The sequence below is a fragment of the Undibacterium sp. RTI2.2 genome, from assembly GCF_035018705.1.
Classification (GTDB): domain Bacteria; phylum Pseudomonadota; class Gammaproteobacteria; order Burkholderiales; family Burkholderiaceae_D; genus Undibacterium.
Genome location: NZ_JASJXN010000009.1, coordinates 17,109 through 37,347 on the forward strand (window position 1 = coordinate 17,109; position 20,239 = coordinate 37,347).

Below are 20,239 nucleotides of genomic sequence, written 5' to 3' on the forward strand. Positions count from 1 at the left end.
AATAACGGCGATATAACGTCGATATAACAGCTAAGATATAAGCAAGCAACTACTCTGTCCTTGAAACGGGAGCGTACAAGTTCTATAGTCTTTAACTTAACAGTTGAATGGAGAATGAAATGACTTTACGTTTAGGTGATACCGCTCCCGATTTTGAGCAAGATTCTTCGATAGGGAAATTGAATTTCCATGCCTGGGCAGGTGATTCTTGGGTGGTACTTTTTTCACACCCTGCCGATTTCACCCCTGTCTGCACTACCGAACTAGGACTAACCGCCAAGCTGAAGCCTGAGTTTGATAAGCGCAACGTAAAAGCGATTGCCTTATCAGTAGATGGCGCAGAATCTCATTTGAAATGGATCAAGGATATTGAAGAGACGCAAAAGACGGTCGTCGGCTTTCCTATCGTTGCCGATGCGGATCGCAAAGTTGCGGCGCTATACGACATGATTCATCCGAATCAATCTGAAACGGTCACTGTGCGCTCATTGTTCGTCATCGATCCTAAGAAAAAAGTTCGTCTGATCATCACCTATCCGCTGACGACGGGTCGCAACTTTGACGAAGTTTTGCGTGTGATTGATGCCTTGCAATTGACTGATGGCTATACCGTAGCAACGCCTGGTAATTGGCGTGACGGCGATGATGTCATCATCCCTTTATCGATTAAAGATGAAGAAGTGATTAAGCAAAAATATCCAAAAGGATACACATCGCCAGTGCCGTATTTACGGATTACGCCGCAGCCGAATAAGTAATTGTGTCGATACTCTCAACGAAAATGCCCCGTTATTGCGGGGCATTTTTTATAGTGGTTTGCGCTGATAGCGCTACTATCTTACTGGCACAACCATCTCCGCGTAATCGTATAAGGCACCTAGAATTTCTTCATCACTTTCACTAGCAGTGTCGGACAACTGATCAATCTGATTGAAAAAATCATCCACCGTCCGTGCTTTGCCAGCACCGTCTAACATACGGGCGATGCGGTGTTCTTCCCACTGTGCTTGTTCAGCTTCGCTTAAGCTATCCGGGAAATTGCGGGCGCGATAACGAAATACTAATTCTGCTAAACGACTATCTTGAAAATCAGGATGTGTCTTAGCGAGTTGTGCAGGACTCATATTACGTAGTTCATTCAGCAGGCGCCTGTCACCCGCGCCTATAAATCCGCCATAAAGATCCTCATCAACATCCGCCGCCTCGTGCTGTGGGCGTGCATAGACTTGCTCCCACAGCGTACGCATGGCATCAGCTTGATCTGCCATTAACGTAGCCGCTTTTTGTGCATGCTGGTGGACTTGCGTCAGATCGATTTGCCAGCGCTCTGCCATTGGCGCGGATAAAGTTTTTAAGTTGCCGATCACGATGGGGGATTTGTTCAGGTGAATTGTCTTGACTGGCAAGCGTGTGACGCCCTCAGGCAGATCGTCAGTTTTGCTGAACATGCGTAGTTGTATGCTGGCTGCATCGAGCGTCGCCAATTCAGACGGATCATGCGCCAGATCCCAGGCGATCACTTCATTTTTATTTTTGGGATGGATCGTTAACGGCCACATCACAGCAAGGCAACCGCGCTCGGTAGGAAACATGCCGGATACGTGCAGAAAAGGTTTGCCTAGCAGCGGTACGCCGATCTCATTCGCCGCTTTTTCTTTTTTATGCAGCGCCAGACAAAACTCAAATAACTTAGGCTGATGCTGGCGCACCAGGCGGGCGAGGGCAATGGTTGCACGCACATCGGATAAGGCATCATGCGCTGATTCATGCGCAATGCCATTCGCAGCGGTCAGGTGTTCTAAGCGGAAACTCGGCTTGCCATCGTCATTCGTCGGCCAATGTATGCCCTCTGGTCGCAGCGCATAGGTCGTGCGCAGCATATCCATAATGTCCCAGCGCCCGCACTGGTTTTGCCATTCCCGCGCATAAGGATCGATCAGATTGCGCCAGAACATAAAGCGCGTGATCTCGTCATCAAAACGGATCGTGTTATAGCCAACACCGATGGTGCCAGTGTGCGCGAGTTCTGCCTCTATTTTTGCTGCAAACTCGTATTCAGGGATGCCGCGTTCCAGACTGGTTTGCGGGGTGATATGAGTGATCAGGCAGGACTGCGGGTCGGGTAAAAAATCATTCGCTGGCTGGCAGTACCACATCATGGGCTGACCAATTTCGTTCAACTCAGCATCGGTGCGGATTGCGGCAAATTGGGCAGGACGATCACGCCTTGCTTGCGCGCCAAAGGTTTCGTAATCGTGCCAGAGGAAGGTGGTTTCTTGCATTGGTCGTTTTTATCTGTACAAAAAATGTAAACAAAAATTAAAAATAAGGGGAGTATATTTTATTGTCCAGAGAAAGTCTGGACAATAGAGCATATTATCGATGTACACCTACCCAGTATATGGCTATAGTACGCCAATTGGATTAATCTCGCCGTTTGCTGGCTTTGTCTTCCAGGTAGCGCTGGCTACGGAAATACAGCAATAAAATAATCACAATCGCTAGCATCATACCCATGGTGATCCAGAATCCTGCAGCATGTTTCAGCAAAGGCATCTCAACAAAGTTCATCCCAAAAATGCCGGTGATTAAGGTCAACGGCATAAACAAGGCGGTGATGACGGTCAGCGTGCGCATGATTTCGCTGGTGCGGTGGGCCATTGCCGAGAAGTGGATTTGCACTGCTGACTCTAAAGATGCCTCCAGCCGCCGCGCATGGTTCAGAACACGGCTGATGTGTTCCATCACGTCGTTGGTGCGCACCAGTAGCAAATCTTTGGCACGACCGTCGCCACTATCGCTGCCGTCATGCGTATCTACAATGTGATCGCGCAGCTCTTGCAGGGCGTCACGCTGCTCCTCGCACAGGCTGTCGAGCTTGCGCAATTCAATGCGTGAATCCAACAAGGCAAACCAATTCTTAAAAGGCCGGCGCGGATCGAGCAAGGCATGCTGCCAGCGGTCAAGCTGTTGGGTCAGCGGTTGACGCAGTTCCAGATATTGATCAACCATCGCATTGAGTATGCGCAGCATTAAATCTTCTGGCGAGCAAGGCAGGCGGCTGGAGTGACCATTACCTTCTGCCTTATGTTTGTAATTAAGCAAACGGCTACGGGCATTGTCGATGGTGCGACTTTTGACTGAGCGCACGGTGACCAAGGCATTTCCCATCAAAAAAAACGATACTGGCACCGTCAATAGCTTGTTGAGTACAGCAGGGATTTTTCGCTTTTGAATCTCGTTTGTTTCTGCGTTAGGGATTGCTGCTGCTTCACCATTCAGTGCAAGTTTGCGGAATACCACCATCTCATAATCTTGTGTCGCATCGAAGTAGGACGGATGCGTCAGGTTGACAGCGTCTTTTAAATGCAAATCATAAATTTGCGTGCCGGTGATGCGAGTGACTTCTTCGCGCCAGGCTTCGGGATCAAGGTTCACTTCATCATGCGTCGCATCTAGCCAGACAAATCCTGCCGGCTTAATGGAGGCATCAGGATTAAGTAAAACTTGCGTGTCATTGATGTGAAAAATATCCATACGAATGATTACTTTTTAAAAATCAGCCACAGCGCGGCAAGAGAAATAATACAGGTCGATGCTATCGCTATTTGCGCAATGAAAGTTAAGCTGACAAGCGCAAACCAAGTACCGCCAATGAGTACCATCAGCAGCGTCGCCAGAAGGCGAACCGCTTCCAGTTTGATATAGAGTTTTTGCTGCTCCATTAAACCACCAACGATCCATAATCCAGCGACCAGCCAGATCGCATACGGTAGCAAGCTACTAAATGCTGTGTTGGGAGCAATCGTCAAAAAATGTGTACCTGCTTGCAGCGTAATAACAAACTGCACCAGGCAATACCACATCTTTGTGCCAGTCAACGGCGGGTTAAATTCAGGGCGTTGCAGGTCGAATGATTTGGCAGGTGATGTTGCGACAATATCGGCGGGACGCCAGCCGGGTGGCATAAACCAGATGCGACATTTATCCCACCAATTTTGTGTATGCCACGCATCTGAGGCGACGGCTTTGTACACCTCTACATTTGCCCATAAAGGATTCCAGCTACGCAGCGGGCTACGGGTACCAAAGACGACAGGATGTGCATCTTGTTCTTCAATAAATGTACCGAACAAGCGATCCCATAAAATTAAAATACCACCATAGTTTTTATCCAGATACAGATCGTTCACACCGTGATGTGCGCGGTGATTGGATGGTGACACGAACACTCGATCAAACCAGCCCATCTTATCGATTTGCTCGGTATGTATCCAAAATTGGTATAACAAATCGATCAGCGCAATGATGATAAATACATGAACAGGAAAACCGAGTACAGCCATCGGCAAATAAAAAATCCAGCCAAATAAAGCGCCACTACTGGTTTGCCGCAGCGCGGTCGTCAGATTGTAGGATTCGCTTTGATGGTGTACCACATGTGCGGCCCAGAGTAGATTGGTTTCGTGTCCCATTCTGTGTAGCCAGTAGTACAAAAAGTCATACAGTAGCAGGCCAGAAACCCACACCCATATACTGTTATCGGATAAGTCAAAAAGTGCAAAATGTTGCGCTACCCAGGCATAAATGCCGATTGCCAGGACTTTTAAAAACACACCGATGATTTGGCTCATCACGCCCAGACTCAGACTATTGATCGCATCATTAATACGGTACAGGTGTCGTTGCCGGCGTCGTGCGACGATAAATTCAATTGCGATTAGCAAGAAAAAAACAGGACTCGCAAAGGTAATGATTTTTTCTTGCATGATGGTAGGTAGTTTGCAGGTAGTTTTAGTTTGATGCAGGATTTAGTAAGTTTTAACCGAGCGTGCGATCAGGTAAAGCGCCAGATAATAGGTCGCCAGTATCAGTAGGGCGGCATGCGGCAACGGGGCATTAAACTTATTGTATGCCAACAGCGTGTCAGACAACATAAATGCCAGACCGCCAGCCATAGCAAGCTTACTGGCCTTGGTTTTTAAGACCAAATGCCGCGCCAGTGCTTGCGATGTCATGCAGAGCAAGCAGACAACATAGACGACCACGGGGACGCGTAACTCACCCGGAATACCTGGCCATAAAATAATGAGATTAATTACACCGATCATGCCGATGACTAAAAAAATCCAGGGCCGTGATACCAGCCGTGTGTCGCTGATAAACGCCCGTAAAAAACATAGATGCGCTAATAAGAAGCTGGCCAGACCGAGTAAAAATCCAGACTTGAACAGCGTCAGTGGCAGCATCAGAAAAACATCACCCATGAGTGAAAAGAGGATGCCGATCAAAATCGCTTTGCGGTATCTGACATTAAAATGCCGGACACCAAAAGCGACCCAAAAAATCAGTAAAGTGGTGAGCGGTTTAAACGCATAGTGCAGCCAGATCAGATGGTCTGTTTGGCCTGTAATTTGTTCCGCAGCGCCAAATATGGCTAGCGCTGCGGCAAGGACGATGAGAGACAGCTTCAGCATAAGACTTTATGCATTGTGCTTGAGCAGACGGGCAACGTCACGGGCAAAGTAAGTGAGAATCCCATCAGCACCAGCGCGCTTGAAAGACAGCATGGTTTCCATCATGGTTTTGTTGTGATCGAGCCAGCCATTTTGTGCGGCAGCTTTGATCATCGCGTACTCACCGCTGACCTGATAGGCGAAAGTAGGGACTTTAAATTCATCTTTGACACGACGGACGATGTCCAGGTAAGGCATGCCGGGTTTGACCATCACCATGTCGGCACCTTCGGCTAAATCGAGAGCGACTTCACGTAAGGCTTCGTCGCTATTTGCGGGGTCCATCTGATAATTGGCTTTATCACTTTTCCCCAGATTGCTGGCTGAGCCAACCGCGTCGCGGAAAGGGCCATAAAATGCTGACGCATATTTGGCTGAGTAGGCCATGATGCGGGTATGGATGTAGCCATTCGATTCCAGCGCCTGACGGATGGCGCCAATACGGCCATCCATCATGTCGCTTGGTGCGACGATATCGGCTCCGGCCTCCGCCTGAGTCAAGGCCTGGCGTACAAGCATCGTGGTGGTTTCATCATTGAGTACATAACCATTCGCATCCAGCAAACCATCTTGACCATGGCTGGTATAGGGATCGAGCGCGACGTCGGTCAAAATGCCCAATTCAGGAAAGCGGCTTTTTAATTCGCGGATAGCGCGCGGAATTAAACCTTTGGGATTAGTCGCTTCAATGCCGTCAGCGGTTTTTAAACTTGGGCTGATCGCTGGAAACAATGCTAATACGGGGATGCCAAGCGCTACGCAATCCTCTGCTACACCAAGTAATACATCGACTGTAACGCGTTCGACACCGGGCATCGATGCAACTTTTTCTGATTGATTAGTGCCTTCAATCACAAACACGGGATAAATTAAATCGGATACCGTCACACTGTTTTCGCGCATCAGTGCGCGGGAGAACACATCTTTACGCATGCGACGCATACGAACAGCGGGAAATTGGAACGGTTTGATTGAATTAGGCATGATGGTCACCAAAATTTATATTCAGGTTAGTGAAACTTTTCGCCAGATGCAGGCTCAGACAAGCAGGTTGTAAATTGTGTTCTGCTCTGGGATGTTCAATTTTAATTTGAAAGTGTAATTAAAATTGTAAATCCCAGCGTCAAACTCATCTTCAGCTTACCGCTTCTCATCCCTGAGCGGGCGCCTGTTGTCCTATATGACGGGCGTTATTGCCTCGGCATGATTTAGTTCTGCCGGGGCTTTTTTATTCGTGTACTTATTATGACTGTTGTGACTGATGTTGCTGAGCCGAGACGCTACCATCGTCACCCTCATTATTATCGTTGTCATTAGCAAGACGCGATGGTGGCGTATAAGGCAAATCCAAACCTAATAAAGATTGCAGTTTTGCGTCCGCTTCTTCAATGCCAGTGCGTTTTAACGACGAGAATAGTTGTGCAGTAAACGGGAAGGGCTTACCTTCCGCATCGGTGTAGCTAGCCAGCACGGTTTGTGTCAGACGCAAGGCGTTGGTGGAATCGTTGCGATTGAGTTTATCGGCTTTCGTCAGCAGGCAATGCACAGGACGGCCGGTCGGTGCGAACCATTGCAGCATTTGCGTATCCAGATCAGTAAAAGGGCGGCGCGCATCCATAATCAAAACTAGTGCAGATAACTGGTCGCGGTTTTGCACATAGGATCCCAACAGCTGGTTCCAGTGATGCTTGGCTGCGCCAGGTACCTCGGCATAGCCGTAACCCGGCAGATCGACCATCATGGCGCGGATTTCATCGGCACGGGTTTCATCCTTACGGTGTTGGCCGACATGCGCACCACCGATGGAGAAGTAATTAATATGCTGTGTACGCCCTGGTGTTTTAGAAGCAAAGCATAATTTTTTCTGATTACACAGAATGTTAATGGCAGTTGATTTGCCTGCGTTGGAACGGCCTGCAAAGGCGATTTCCGGCACGGATGAATTGGGCAAATCGCGTAAATGATTGACCGTTGTAAAAAAACGGGCTTGCCAAAGGATAGACATAGAAGTTGCTTGTAAAGGTGAGTGAGTGCTTGATAAGTACTAAATAAGTGCTTAATTATTGCTTAGGTGCTTACATGCCTACGTGCTCGGTACATGGAAATTGCATGGAAAAATGCAACAGAAGAAAGAGAATCGCTTAAAGCTATTGTACAATAAGGGGTTAGGTATTGGGCTGCATGTTTCCAATCCTGTATTTTGTGCTTATTGTTTTACCTGTGTTTTGCTTGTGCGCTTGACTTAGGTTTGATCTGGGTTTTAGGCGTAGCAAACGTGCGTTGCCAATAGGGCAGATTCCATAAATTAGTCTCAAGGTGTTTGAATGAACCGTGCTTTTTTACCTTTTTTAAAGTCCATCTGCGTCGCCATGTTAGCGATGTCTGCAATCACCTCTGTGGCATATGCCAACCAAGAAGCGAAGGCGCCTGCAAAAGCGGACGCAGCCAAAGGTGAGGCGCTTTTTACGAACGGTGATGAAGCACGTGGGATTGTCGCTTGCGTATCTTGCCACGGCGCAGCGGGTAATTCGACTATTTCGGTCAATCCAAAGTTAGCTGGACAACATGAGGCTTACATCGCTAAGCAGTTGTCAAATTTCACTGGTCCAGACCGCAATAATCCAGTCATGACCACATTTGCAAAAGCAATGACAGAAGACGATATGAAAAACGTCGCGGCCTACTTAAGCGCACAGAAACCAAAACCAGGCGCGGCCAAAAATAAAGACATCGTCGAGCTCGGTAAACAAATTTATCGTGGCGGTATCGCTGAGAAAAACGTACCCGCCTGTGCTGGTTGCCATAGCCCTAACGGCGCTGGTATACCTGCGCAATTCCCACGTATTGCGGGTCAGCATCAGGACTACACGGTTGCCCAGTTGACTAATTTCCGTACTGGTACACGTAAAAACGGCATACAAATGACAACCATCGCCAAACGTATGTCAGATGATGAAATGAAAGCAGTTTCTGATTACATCGCTGGCCTGAAATAAATACAGAGATACAACAAAAGAAACAAATTAAAAAATAAACGGAGGGGGTGGCAAAAGCCATCCCCTTTTTTATTTTTAGAACAAATTAATTATGGAAATAATTGTGGAAACTGATACCGCCGGATTGCAACTCCAGACCGAGCGCCGCTGGTTAGCCGATAGCATAGAATTGCTCTCATCTATGCGATTTGCCATTAGTTTGTTGGTATTGATTGCAGTCACTTCTATTATCGGTACGGTATTAAAGCAAAACGAGCCTATGCCGAATTATGTGAATCAATTCGGACCGTTCTGGTTTGACGTGTTTCATAAAATGGGCATGTATTCGCTATATTCCGCTTGGTGGTTTTTATTGATTATGGCGTTTTTGGTACTGTCCACCAGCTTATGCTTAATTCGTAATGCGCCGAAGATGCTAAAAGACATGCGTAGCTGGCGCGAGAATGTACGCGAGCAATCTCTGCGTAATTTTCATCACAAGGCAGAATGGCAAGCGACCAATACGCGACCTTTAACTGTGCAACAAGTAACGGCGCATATCACTCGCCTTGGCTACAAGTTCAAAGTAGTAGAAAAAGATCATGCGACTTTGATCGCAGCTAAACAAGGTGCAGCAAATAAGTGGGGATATATTTTTGCGCACAGTGCAATCGTGATCATCATGGTGGGTGGCTTACTTGATTCTGATTTATCTATCCGTTATCAGCAATGGTTTATGGGCAAAGTTCCTTTTGATGGCAGTGGCATCATTGCCAAAATTCCGGCACAACACCGACTGGCGCTAGGCACTCCCACCTTCCGCGGTAATACCACTATTCCAGAAGGCGCTACAAGCAGTACTGCAATTATTCAGCAACAAACAGGTGTACTGATTCAGGATTTGCCACTTACGATCAAACTGAATAAATTCATCATCGACTACTACTCAACGGGCATGCCCAAACTTTTTGCCAGCGAAGTGATGGTAAAAGATCATGAGACAGGTAAAACTTTTTCAGCCACCATCAAAGTGAATGAGCCGCTGATTTATAAAGGCGTTGCGGTTTACCAGTCCGGTATTGAGGACGGCGGTAGTCATTTGTCGCTGGCCGCATATCCCATGTCCGGTGATGCAATGACGAGTATTGCCATATCTGGTGATGTCAATGGCACGACACCTTTGCCATCTGCCAGCGGTAATGACTACACAGTAGAGTGGACTGGTTTTCGCGTGGCTAATGTAGAGAATATGGCTAACAACGCGCAGGACGTCCGTGCCGTCAATTTGAATCAGAGTTTTAATCAGCAACTGGCCTCCGATCTGGATAAACATACTGGATCAGCAGGAAAAAGTGCCAACAGCAAAAATCTGAAAAATGTTGGTCCTAGTGTGCAATACAAATTGCGCGATAAAAATGGTCAGGCTAAAGAGTTCTCCAACTATATGCAACCGGTAGAGTTGGATGGCGCGTCGATTTTTTTAGCAGGCATGCGTGATAATCCTGATGATGCTTTTCGCTACCTGCGGATTCCAGCGGATGATGATGACACCGTCATTGAGTGGATGCGTTTGCGGGCAGCATTGGCCAATCCTGAATGGCGCCAAATAGCGGCACAGCGCTATGCTAAACGCGCTTTGCCCAATAATGACGCAAAGTTACAAGAGCAACTAGGTATGTCTGCCTTCAAAGGCTTATCGATTTTTGCAGGCCAACCTGGTGACGCTGGTAAAGTAAATCAGAAATCAAATCAACCGTCGGGGTTTGTCGCTATTTCTCAATTTTTGGAACAAATTCCTGCGGCTGAGCAAGCCAAGGCTGCCGATGTATTTATGAAAATTTTAAATGGCAGCATGTGGGATCTGTGGCAAGTTGCGCGCGAAAAAGCGGGACAGCCAGATATTGAGCTAAATGAAAAGCATGTAAAGTTTTTGCAATTGGCGACCAGTGCTTTGTCGGATTCGTTTTTCTATGGCGCTCCATTTTATTTACAATTGAGCGGTTTTGACGAGGTAAAAGCTTCTATCTTACAAGTGACTCGCTCACCCGGAAAAAACATCGTCTATCTGGGCTGCCTGTTTTTAGTGATTGGTGTGTTTTCGATGTTTTATATTCGTGAACGCCGTCTTTGGATTTGGTTGAAAGATGCCGATGTTGGTGCTGATCCTGGGGGCAAGCCAGCAACCAAAATATTAATTGCCCTCAGTTCTCAGCGCAAAACCCTCGATTTTGAGAAAGAGTTTGATCAGTTGAAGGCAGAATTGCCAAAAGTAACTAAACCAGCAAACGATCAACCTTCGCAGTTGTAATCGACTACACTGTTCTTTGAAGTGCTTTAGCAGCAGATTGTTTAGATATCGGAAATATGATGGAAATGACACAAAACTATACGCCCTACCAAGGCTTCTTTAAGCGGCTAAGTGCAATCGACTGGTTCTATGCCCTGGCTCTTAGCGTAGGTGCTTTATTCGCATTAAGTCGTTTTGGCATGTATATGGATGGCTATGAAAAAGGGATTTTACTCTTTGCCGTGCCCGCATTTGCATGGCTAGGCTGGCATTGGAAGCCCGTGCGCTGGCTGCTCGTTGTGCTGACGGCGATTTCTCTGTTTGCTATTCACCTGTACGCAGGTTCGCTGGAGATGGCGAATCAAAAGTTTTTCCTCAAATATCTGTTTTCTAGTCAATCCGCGATTTTGTGGATGAGCACTTTGTTCTTCTTATCGACACTATTTTATTGGGGTGGTTTGATTGCCCGCTCTGATTTTGGATCTTCCATTGGCTCGAGTTTGTGTTGGGCTGCCGTGATTATGGGGTTTACTGGTATGCTGGTGCGCTGGTATGAGTCGTATCTGATCGGTGCAGATATTGGCCATATTCCCGTATCCAATTTGTATGAAGTGTTCATTTTATTTTCGATGATCACAGCTTTGTTTTACCTGTATTACGAGCAGCAATATAAAACCCGTCAGTTGGGGCCGTTTGTATTGATCGTGATTTCGGCGGCAGTCGGATTTTTGTTGTGGTACACGGTTAAGCGTGACGCCGCAGAGATTCAGCCGCTGGTTCCGGCGCTACAAAGCTGGTGGATGAAAATCCACGTACCCGCCAACTTTATCGGCTACGGTACATTCTCGCTGGCAGCGATGGTTGGGGTGGCGTATTTGTTGAAATCTAAAGGTTATTTGCAAGACCGCTTGCCCTCTTTCGAAGTGCTGGACGACGTGATGTATAAAGCTATTACGGTTGGTTTTGCTTTCTTCACAATTGCGACGATTTTAGGCGCGTTGTGGGCAGCAGAAGCATGGGGTGGTTACTGGTCTTGGGACCCGAAAGAAACTTGGGCGCTGATTGTATGGCTGAACTATGCCGCCTGGTTGCATATGCGCCTGATGAAAGGCTTGCGTGGCCAGATTGCCGCATGGTGGGCTTTGATTGGCTTGCTGGTAACGACGTTTGCTTTCCTCGGTGTGAATATGTTTTTGTCTGGCTTGCATTCTTACGGAACTTTATAAATCCACGAGCACAATTCGCTTCTAAAGCTCTTACACAAATTCAAAGCCTCGCAAACTGATTTTGCGAGGCTTTTTTTCTTTGTTTATGTAAAAAATGTAAGGTTCAGCAGACTCTGGCGACTCATGAGAAACTATTCGCAATCTAAAGACTCAAACCAGTAATAAAAAATTGTTGTTCTTGCATTTTCATCTCGTCGCATAGGGAGTCACCATGTTGATCAAACGTAGTCCAAACGGCATCGACTTGCCATTTTCATCCGAAATCACACCTCGCTCTATTTTTGAATCGCGCCGTGATTTTATTCGTCAAATGGCGGTGGGTTCGGTCGCTGGCACTGCCTTGTTTGAAATGGCACAGCGCGAAGCATTTGCGCAATCGGCTACAGCACAAAAGCTGGCCGCAACCCTCAATCCCGCTTATGCGCTGGTGGAAAAAAAGACCAGCTATAAAGACGCGACGACCTATAACAATTTTTACGAGTTCGGCACCGATAAATCAGAGCCGGCGATGAACGCTGGTTCGCTCAAGCCACGCCCCTGGACTGTGACGATTGAGGGCGAAGTGAAAAAACCAATGACACTGGACTTGGACTCTTTGCTTAAACTGGCTCCACTGGAAGAGCGCATCTATCGTATGCGCTGTGTTGAAGGTTGGTCTATGGTGATCCCTTGGACTGGTTATTCTTTGTCGAATCTGATCAAAAAGGTGGAGCCGACGGGTAATGCCAAGTTTGTGGAATTCACGACGTTGGATGATAAAAAACAAATGCCTGGACTACGTCGCCCGGTATTGGAGTGGCCGTATGTGGAAGGTCTGCGTATGGATGAGGCGATGCATCCGCTAGCTCTGCTAAGTCTGGGTATGTATGGCGAAGTATTGCCAAACCAGAACGGTGCGCCAGTGCGGATGGTGTTGCCTTGGAAATATGGTTTTAAATCGGCCAAATCCATCGTCAAAATTCGCTTCACCAAAGAGCAGCCAAAAACTGCTTGGAATATTGCGGCACCTAGCGAGTATGGTTTCTATTCCAACGTGAATCCAGAGGTCGATCACCCGCGCTGGTCGCAGGCGTCTGAGCGTCGTATCGGTGAGGACGGGATTCTGTCCAGAAAGCGCAAAACGCTGATGTTTAACGGCTACAGCGAAGTGGCTTCTTTGTACGCTGGCATGGACTTGAAGAAGTTTTACTGAGGTATGAAATTGCCTTCATTTCAGCCCTCACCAAAACAGTTAAGTCTGATCAAAGCGGTATTATTTGTGATCGGTTTGCTGCCATTTGTCCGTTTGGTCGCATTCACCTTTCTCGATAAGCTGGGTGCGAATCCGGTGGAGTTTATTACTCGCAATACTGGTGACTGGACGCTGTACCTGCTTTGTATTACCTTGTCTGTCACGCCGCTACGCAAATTGACAAAATGGAATTGGTTAATTCGCTTGCGGCGCATGACGGGTTTGTTCGCCTTCTTTTATGCCTTACTGCATTTCACCACGTTCTTGTGGTTCGATCACTTTTTTGATCTGACTGAAATGTGGGCTGATGTAATTAAGCGTCCGTTTATCACAGTCGGCTTTATCGCATTTGTTTTGTTATTGCCTTTGGCCCTGACCAGCACTAATAGCATGATCAAACGCCTGGGCGGCAAGCGCTGGCAATGGTTGCATCGCCTGGTGTATGTGATTGTGCCGCTAGGAATATTGCATTATTTCTGGATGAAGGCCGGCAAGCATGATTTTTTTCAACCCATCATTTTTGGCACGATCGTTGCGCTCTTATTGTTGATGCGAGTGGTTTGGCGCTGGCAGAGCAGGACGGCACTTACTCCTACCGCAGTCAGATAAACAAAAACGCGCTGTGAGCGCGTTTTTTTATAGGGAAAAAGGGGAGTATCAGCCAAAAACATGCTTATTGTCCATAGGATCATTGGACGATTAAAAATACTCTATTCCAGTATATTAAGTCAATATTTGACATCTTTTGACCTCTTCAGGGCTTTGCAGCCAAGCTTAGCTTGCTGCTGATTTATTTACTGTCAGAACACCGGGCACTGTCTGAGTTGTTGGTATCAATTGCGCAGACTTGTTCGGCATGAATAAAGGGCCTTTTTGTCCGCAAGCTGTAAGCAAAACGACTAAACCTACACTTGCCAATAATAAAATGCGTGTCTTAAACATCGTGATTCCTATCCAAATTAAAACTAATTTAAAACTAATGAGGCGTTTGCAAAAATCCGCCATCAGCCTGCTTTGTTTCCGTTTCAATTGGAAGTTGCATTAGCGTATAAAATGGCGGTTTATGAATTCGCTGGAGTGTAGCATGACCGAAACGGAATTTTTGACCTTGGCCGACACTTGCATCAAACAAGTCGAGCAGGTGTTTGAGCAAGCCTTTGAGAATGATGAAATGGATGTTGAGTGCAGTCGCAGCGGCAACGTGTTGGAAGTTGAATTCGTCAATAACGGCAGTAAGATCATCATTAACAGTCAGGCGCCTATGCAAGAAATGTGGCTCGCTGCCAAAGCGGGTGGCTACCACTATAAATACGACGGCCAACTTTGGCGCAATACACGCGATGGCGCTGAGTTTTTCGCAACGTTAGCGGCATTAGCTCAGGCACAAAGCGCGCAGTAACCGATTGGGTGATGCGCTTTTATAGACGGCTATTCTTCTATCATCGGTGGTGGTTCTGTTTCTAAACTTTGAATGCCAGCGCCAGGTGGATTTTCGACATAGTAATAGTCCCCATTCGCAGCAATAATCCCGTTTGGTACAGCGCGCTCTTCAATCGGGATATCTTTTAAGGCTCTTTGCATATAGCCAATCCAGATCGGTAGCGCCAGACCGCCACCGGTCTCCCGATTACCCAAGTTCTTGGGCTGATCAAAACCGATCCATGCAATCCCCACCAATTTTGCCTGATAGCCAGCGAACCACGCGTCGAATGAGTCATTCGTCGTACCGGTTTTACCTGCAATGTCAGGACGCTTGAGAGATAAAGCTTTAGTCGCGGTGCCGTAGCGAACTACATCCTTCAACATGCTATCCATCAAAAATGCATTGCGTTCATCAATCACGCGATTGTTTTCATCGCCTGCCTTGTCAGGATTGGCCTGTGACAATACTTTGCCGGTACTGTCGGTGATTTTGGAGATCAGATAAGGATTGATTTTGTAGCCACCGTTAGCAAACACCGCATAGGCACCGGCCATTTGCAAAGGTGTGACTGCGCCAGCGCCTAAAGCAAGAGTCAGGTAGGGCGGATTTTTCTCTGGCAGAAAGCCAAAACGTGTTGTGTATTCCTGACCGTACTTGGCACCGACTTTATGTAAAATGCGGATAGAAATCATATTTTTCGATTTCGTCAAGCCTTTACGCATGGTCATAGGACCTTCGTATTTGCCGTCGTAGTTCTTGGGTTCCCATGCTTGTCCACCCGTTTGCCCGGCGTCAAAACTGATCGGGGAATCATTGATGATCGTAGCCGGGGAGAGTCCTTTCTCCAGTGACGATGAATAAATGAAAGGCTTAAAGCTAGAGCCAGGCTGGCGCCAGGCTTGGGTGACGTGGTTAAACTTGTTGATGTTGTAATCAAAGCCGCCAACCAGAGCATGGATCGCGCCATCAGTGGTGCTGGCCGCGACAAAAGCCGACTGTACTTCAGGTATCTGCGTAATTGTCCAGTTGGTACCCTCTTGCACAACGCGGATAACAGCACCGCGCTGGACGCGTTTGTTGGCTGGCGCTGTTGCGCTCAGGCCGCTGGCAGCAAAGCTCAGTCCCGGGCCTGTGATCTGGATTTCCTCACCCGATACCAACACCGCTTTGACCAGCTTAGGGCTAGCTTCAAGCACCATCGCTACCACCAGGTCGTCGCTGACCGCATGTTCCGCTAATTCTTTTTCGATCGCATCGTCAGCGGCATCTTTATTTGTCGGGATCTCAATGATCGCCTCTGGACCGCGATAGCCATGGCGTTTTTCATAATCCATCACACCACGGCGCAAGGCCAGATAAGCGGCATCCTGATCTGACTTCGTAATGGTGGTGTAGACATTTAGACCGCGGGTATAAGTTTCGTCCTTAAATTGCTCGTAGACCAACTGACGCGCCATTTCTGCGACATATTCGGCATGAATGCCAAATTCGCTGCTATCTGTTTTGGTGTGGAAGACCTCGGTTTTTGCTTGCTCGAACTGTGCCTCTGTAATGTAGCCAAGTTGCTTCATCCTTTGCAAAATATATTGCTGGCGAACGGTGGCGCGTTTTGGGTTGGCAACCGGATTGTAGGCGGAGGGCGCTTTTGGCAAACCTGCCAGCATCGCGGCTTCTGCAATGGTGAGTTCTTTAAGACTTTTACCGAAGTAAATCTGTGCCGCTGATGAAAAACCGTAGGCACGTTGTCCCAGATAAATCTGGTTCATATACACCTCTAAGATTTGATCTTTGGTGAGGTTTTGCTCAATTTTCCATGCGAGTAAAATTTCATAAATCTTACGTTTAAAGGTTTGCTCACTGGATAAAAAGAAGTTACGCGCCACTTGTTGTGTAATCGTAGAAGCACCTTGTTTAGCGCCGCCAGTCAAATTATGTAAAGCCGCACGGGTAATGCCCAGATAATCGACGCCACCGTGCTCATAGAACCGATCATCTTCGATCGCCAGCACGGCTTTTTTCATGATTTCGGGGATTTCATTGAAATGCACGACATTGCGCCGTTCTTCTCCAAACTCAGCGATTAACATGTTGTCCGCCGAAAATACCCGCAATGGCATCTTCGGCCGGTAGCTGGTAATCGAATCCAGTTCTGGCAAATTGGGGTAAGCCATCGTTAGCGCAAAGCCAAGAATAAGCACTCCGGCTAGAACCAGTCCAATTAAAATTCCACCAGTCCCCAGCAAAATACGCAACGCCCAATGACGCGGTTTGTTGGAACTCTGTTCTTGTGTATTTGGTGTACTGCTGGCAGGCACTGGTGTCTCAGACATGGAATGAATCTTCAATAGAAATCGTAGCAACTATTATATCCTCAGCCTCCATTACTCTGGCGCTCAGTACCCATAAGTTGGGAAAGGAAGCGAGTTTCTTGTCAGTAGTGGGAATTTGGCAACGTATAACAGTGATGCTATGCGGAAAATGCTTTACACAATGAAGGGCTTATTGCTAGGATTTCATGTAAGCTTGGATGATTGTCTTCTAAATAGCGGTTTTTAAAAGAAAATTTGCGTTTAGTGCGTGCGACATCTGCCTTAAAATGTAGCAATAGCCTTGTGCTAAGAGCAATGTAAATAGTAATTTTTTAGGGGATATCCTTGGCTTTAGATCTAGCATCATTGCTCGGTAGAAAAAATCCGCCTTTAATCGGCTTAGACATCAGCACGTCTGACGTCAAGCTAGTGGAGATTTCTGAGGGAAGTAATAAAGCGTTCAAACTAGAACGTTATGGCTCAGAGCTGTTGCCTAAGGGTGCCGTGGTGGCTGGTAATATCGAAAACATTGAACAGGTGTCAGAAGCCATTCGCCGAGTAATTAAAAAAAGTGGTGCTAGTGTCAAGAATGTTGCGTTGGCAATGCCTGCATCAGCGGTAATCACCAAAAAAATTATGCTCTCGGGAAATCTCAGTGAGCAGGCCTTGGAGTTGCAGGTCGAAACCGAAGCAAATCAATATATCCCTTTTGCAATGGATGAAGTCAGTCTCGATTTTTGTGTGATTGGTTCATCCTCAAGCAACCCCGAAGATGACATAGAAGTCATGTTGGCAGCGTCGCGTAAGGAAAAAATTGAGGATAGAGTTGCTGTAGCTGAAGCAGCGGGTTTGCAGGCAAAGGTAATGGACATTGAGTCCTATGCTGCGAGAGCAGCAATTGCACGATTAATCGGGCAGCAGCCGAACGCTGGACAAGACCAAATTTATGCGTTGTTTCAAATTGGTGCCAAAGTAACCTATATTTCCATTTTGTTGAATGGCGAGGTTATTTACGAGCGCGATCAGCAATTTGGCGGGAATCAGCTAACTCAGGATATCGTCAGAAATTATGGATTGGCTTTTGAAGAGGCAGAGATCAAGAAGAAGCAATCAGATTTGCCAGATAGTTATGAGATGGAGCTGTTGGAGCCCTTCTTAGAAAGTGCCGCTTTAGAAGTTACTCGCTCTATTCAATTTTTCTTCACATCGACTCCTTACACAAGAGTTGATCAAATATTTCTAGCCGGTGGCTGCGCTGTGATTCCTGGCTTGGTCGATATGATCGCCGAGCGAACAAAAATTTCCACAACGGTTATTAGTCCGTTCAAAGGCATGGAAATGTCTTCTAATGTCAACGAGAAGGCGTTGCGTAGTGATGCCCCATCTTATTTGGTCGCATGCGGTCTTGCTATGCGGAGATTCGGCTGATGATAAAAATTAATCTTTTACCTCATCGTGAAGCAAAACGTAAACAGTTAAAACATGATTTTTATACTTTATTGTTGTTGGCCGGCATTGTTGCGGCCTTAATTGTAATGTCGGTAGGTGCTTTTTTTTCCATGAGAATTTCACAGCAGACTGATAAAAATAATTTCATCAAAACGGAAAATGGCAAGTTGGATGAAAAAATTAAAGAAGTTGCTAGCCTAAAACAAGAAATTGATGGTTTAAAGGCACGCCAGCAAGCAGTTGAAGATCTGCAAAGCGATAGGAACCAACCCGTATTCATGTTTGATGAGTTGGTGAAATTGACGCCCGAGGGTGTCTATTTGAAAGCTTTAAAGCAAGAGGGACAGCGTATTTTGTTAAATGGTTATGCTCAATCGAATCAGCGCGTATCTGAATTTCTTCGGAGCCTTGGTAATAATTCGCCTTGGATGGACAAGCCGGATTTGATAGAAATTAAATCGGCAGCGTTAGGGCAGGGACGAGATGCAAAAAGAGTGTTTGATTTCACCATTACTGTTGGAATTAAAAGAGCTCGAGAGATCGATTCCGTTGCAGCTTCAGGTGCAGAAGTCTCGAATCCAGACACTAAGAAGCCTCGATAACAAGCGAATAGAATTAATATGGCAAATTTTAATGAATTAAGCGAGTTGGCTAATTCACAATTCCGTGACTTAAATGGTCTTCATCCTGGATTGTGGCCATTTATACCTCGAGTACTATTAGCACTAGGGCTAGTTATTTTTTTAATATTTGTTGGTTGGTTTGGCTACTGGGATGGTCAGCTCGAAGACTTAGACAAAGGGCAGCAAGAAGAGCAAAAACTTAAAGATGCATATAAGCAAAAAATACAGCAATCTATCAGCTTAGAAGCGCTTAAAGAACAGAGAAAATTAGTGTTGCAATATGTTGCTGCTATGGAAAAGCAATTGCCAAGTAAGGCTGAAATGGATGCCTTGGTATCTGATATAAATCAGGCCGCAATTGGTAAAGGTTTGCAAATTGATGTGTTCAAGCCAGGTCAGCCAACCGTTAAAGATTATTACGCGGAACTCCCAATCGATATAAAGCTGCTCGGGAATTATCATGAGATGGGAGAGTTTGTGAGTGATATAGCTAAGTTGCCTAGGATTATTACTTTAAACAATCTAGCAATTTCTACTGGCAAAGATAACGTCCTAGTGTTGGATGTCGTTGCAAAAACTTTTCGTTATTTGGACCCGGAGGAAGTCTCCAACCAAGCAGCTTTGAAAAAAGGTGCGAAGAAATGATGAACGTGTCTTCAAAATTTATTCTCCTTTTGTTGCCAGTATTTACTTTAACTGGGTGTGGGAACGGAGGGATTGCCGAAACACAAGATTGGATGGAGCAGATTAAGAAAGAAACTCGTAGTGGCGTTTCTAAGATTGCTCCTCCCAAGGTTTACGTACCATTCTCTTATACTGGAAAAAGCAACATTGATCCATTTAACCCTGCAAAACTACTGGTGGTATTAGCCAGATTAAAAGCAGAATCTAGTAGCGGATTAAAACCAGACATGGAAAGGCGCAGAGAGGCATTGGAATCATACCCTCTAGACACTCTAAAAATGGTCGGGTTCATAGAAAAACCTAACTTGCGATACGCCTTAATTCAAGTTGATAAAACTGTTTTCCAGGCAAAGATTGGTAATTATATCGGTCAGGATTTTGGCATGATCACTAAAGTGACTGAAACGGAGATTGAAATTAAGGAAATTGTTCAAGATGCTGCAGGTGAGTGGACAGAACGCCAAGCCAAGCTAGAGTTGCAGGAGGCAAAAAAATGAACGCCTTAGTGGACGTTAT

General features: G+C 46.4%; 19 protein-coding genes. 11 read left to right on the forward strand and 8 right to left on the reverse strand.

What is annotated here, in order from left to right; all coding sequences use genetic code 11:
* Window positions 1–119 precede the first annotated feature (119 nt).
* Entirely contained in the window at window positions 120–758 is a 639-nt protein-coding gene (locus QN395_RS06800; RefSeq protein ID WP_322120221.1) for a peroxiredoxin, read from the forward strand.
* Between the two features lie 75 nt (window positions 759–833).
* On the opposite strand, the gene sbcB is transcribed toward QN395_RS06800, so the two are convergent.
* The 6 genes from sbcB to yihA form a co-directional block, all read right to left on the reverse strand.
* A complete protein-coding gene (gene sbcB / locus QN395_RS06805) occupies window positions 834–2,282 on the reverse strand; it encodes an exodeoxyribonuclease I (protein ID WP_323492302.1) in 1,449 nt (482 codons plus the stop codon).
* Between the two features lie 142 nt (window positions 2,283–2,424).
* Window positions 2,425–3,537: a magnesium transporter CorA family protein gene (locus QN395_RS06810; protein ID WP_323492301.1), complete on the reverse strand. Its 1,113-nt coding sequence runs from the start codon at window positions 3,535–3,537 to the stop codon at window positions 2,425–2,427.
* 8 nt (window positions 3,538–3,545) lie between these two features.
* A complete protein-coding gene (locus QN395_RS06815) occupies window positions 3,546–4,769 on the reverse strand; it encodes a sterol desaturase family protein (protein WP_323492300.1) in 1,224 nt (407 codons plus the stop codon).
* Window positions 4,770–4,811: 42 nt separating this feature from the next.
* Complete coding sequence (locus QN395_RS06820) at window positions 4,812–5,477, reverse strand: lysoplasmalogenase (protein WP_322120217.1); 666 nt, start codon at window positions 5,475–5,477, stop codon at window positions 4,812–4,814.
* A 6-nt stretch (window positions 5,478–5,483) separates the two neighbouring features.
* A complete protein-coding gene (hemB, locus tag QN395_RS06825) occupies window positions 5,484–6,500 on the reverse strand; it encodes a porphobilinogen synthase (protein ID WP_322120216.1) in 1,017 nt (338 codons plus the stop codon).
* A gap of 259 nt (window positions 6,501–6,759) precedes the next feature.
* Window positions 6,760–7,521, reverse strand: a complete 762-nt coding sequence (yihA, locus tag QN395_RS06830) for a ribosome biogenesis GTP-binding protein YihA/YsxC (RefSeq protein ID WP_322120215.1) — start codon at window positions 7,519–7,521, stop codon at window positions 6,760–6,762.
* A 319-nt stretch (window positions 7,522–7,840) separates the two neighbouring features.
* Between yihA and QN395_RS06835 the strand changes: the two genes are divergently transcribed.
* From QN395_RS06835 to QN395_RS06855, 5 genes are all read left to right on the forward strand, one after another.
* On the forward strand, window positions 7,841–8,512 hold the full coding sequence (locus tag QN395_RS06835) for a c-type cytochrome (protein WP_323492299.1): 672 nt from the start codon (window positions 7,841–7,843) through the stop codon (window positions 8,510–8,512).
* Window positions 8,513–8,615: 103 nt separating this feature from the next.
* Complete coding sequence (locus QN395_RS06840; protein ID WP_322120213.1) at window positions 8,616–10,799, forward strand: cytochrome c biogenesis protein ResB; 2,184 nt, start codon at window positions 8,616–8,618, stop codon at window positions 10,797–10,799.
* Between the two features lie 65 nt (window positions 10,800–10,864).
* Window positions 10,865–12,004: a c-type cytochrome biogenesis protein CcsB gene (gene ccsB, locus QN395_RS06845; RefSeq protein WP_416352047.1), complete on the forward strand. Its 1,140-nt coding sequence runs from the start codon at window positions 10,865–10,867 to the stop codon at window positions 12,002–12,004.
* A 211-nt stretch (window positions 12,005–12,215) separates the two neighbouring features.
* A complete protein-coding gene (gene msrP / locus QN395_RS06850) occupies window positions 12,216–13,196 on the forward strand; it encodes a protein-methionine-sulfoxide reductase catalytic subunit MsrP (protein WP_322120211.1) in 981 nt (326 codons plus the stop codon).
* 3 nt (window positions 13,197–13,199) lie between these two features.
* Window positions 13,200–13,844: a protein-methionine-sulfoxide reductase heme-binding subunit MsrQ gene (locus QN395_RS06855; protein WP_323492297.1), complete on the forward strand. Its 645-nt coding sequence runs from the start codon at window positions 13,200–13,202 to the stop codon at window positions 13,842–13,844.
* Window positions 13,845–14,009: 165 nt separating this feature from the next.
* On the opposite strand, the gene lptM is transcribed toward QN395_RS06855, so the two are convergent.
* The gene (gene lptM, locus QN395_RS06860) at window positions 14,010–14,177 is read right to left on the reverse strand and encodes an LPS translocon maturation chaperone LptM (RefSeq protein ID WP_322120209.1); all 168 of its coding nucleotides are present in this window, start codon (window positions 14,175–14,177) and stop codon (window positions 14,010–14,012) included.
* A 142-nt stretch (window positions 14,178–14,319) separates the two neighbouring features.
* On the opposite strand from lptM, the gene cyaY reads away from it, so the two are divergent.
* Complete coding sequence (cyaY, locus tag QN395_RS06865) at window positions 14,320–14,634, forward strand: iron donor protein CyaY (protein WP_322120208.1); 315 nt, start codon at window positions 14,320–14,322, stop codon at window positions 14,632–14,634.
* Between the two features lie 29 nt (window positions 14,635–14,663).
* Here cyaY and QN395_RS06870 read toward each other — a convergent pair whose 3' ends face one another.
* Window positions 14,664–16,988: a penicillin-binding protein 1A gene (locus tag QN395_RS06870; protein ID WP_322120207.1), complete on the reverse strand. Its 2,325-nt coding sequence runs from the start codon at window positions 16,986–16,988 to the stop codon at window positions 14,664–14,666.
* Window positions 16,989–17,312: 324 nt separating this feature from the next.
* Between QN395_RS06870 and QN395_RS06875 the strand changes: the two genes are divergently transcribed.
* From QN395_RS06875 to QN395_RS06890, 4 genes are read left to right on the forward strand one after another with little or no spacing between them, the layout of a single operon-like run.
* Window positions 17,313–18,395, forward strand: a complete 1,083-nt coding sequence (locus tag QN395_RS06875; protein WP_323492296.1) for a pilus assembly protein PilM — start codon at window positions 17,313–17,315, stop codon at window positions 18,393–18,395.
* Window positions 18,395–19,018 carry a PilN domain-containing protein gene (locus QN395_RS06880; RefSeq protein WP_322120205.1) on the forward strand — a complete coding sequence of 208 codons (624 nt, stop codon included), beginning with the start codon at window positions 18,395–18,397 and terminating at the stop codon, window positions 19,016–19,018. The genes QN395_RS06875 and QN395_RS06880 overlap by 1 nt, the downstream gene beginning before the upstream one ends.
* A gap of 18 nt (window positions 19,019–19,036) precedes the next feature.
* Window positions 19,037–19,684, forward strand: a complete 648-nt coding sequence (locus QN395_RS06885; protein ID WP_322120204.1) for a type 4a pilus biogenesis protein PilO — start codon at window positions 19,037–19,039, stop codon at window positions 19,682–19,684.
* A complete protein-coding gene (locus QN395_RS06890; RefSeq protein ID WP_322120203.1) occupies window positions 19,681–20,220 on the forward strand; it encodes a pilus assembly protein PilP in 540 nt (179 codons plus the stop codon). Before QN395_RS06885 ends, QN395_RS06890 begins: the two co-directional genes overlap by 4 nt.
* The last annotated feature ends 19 nt before the right edge of the window (window positions 20,221–20,239 follow it).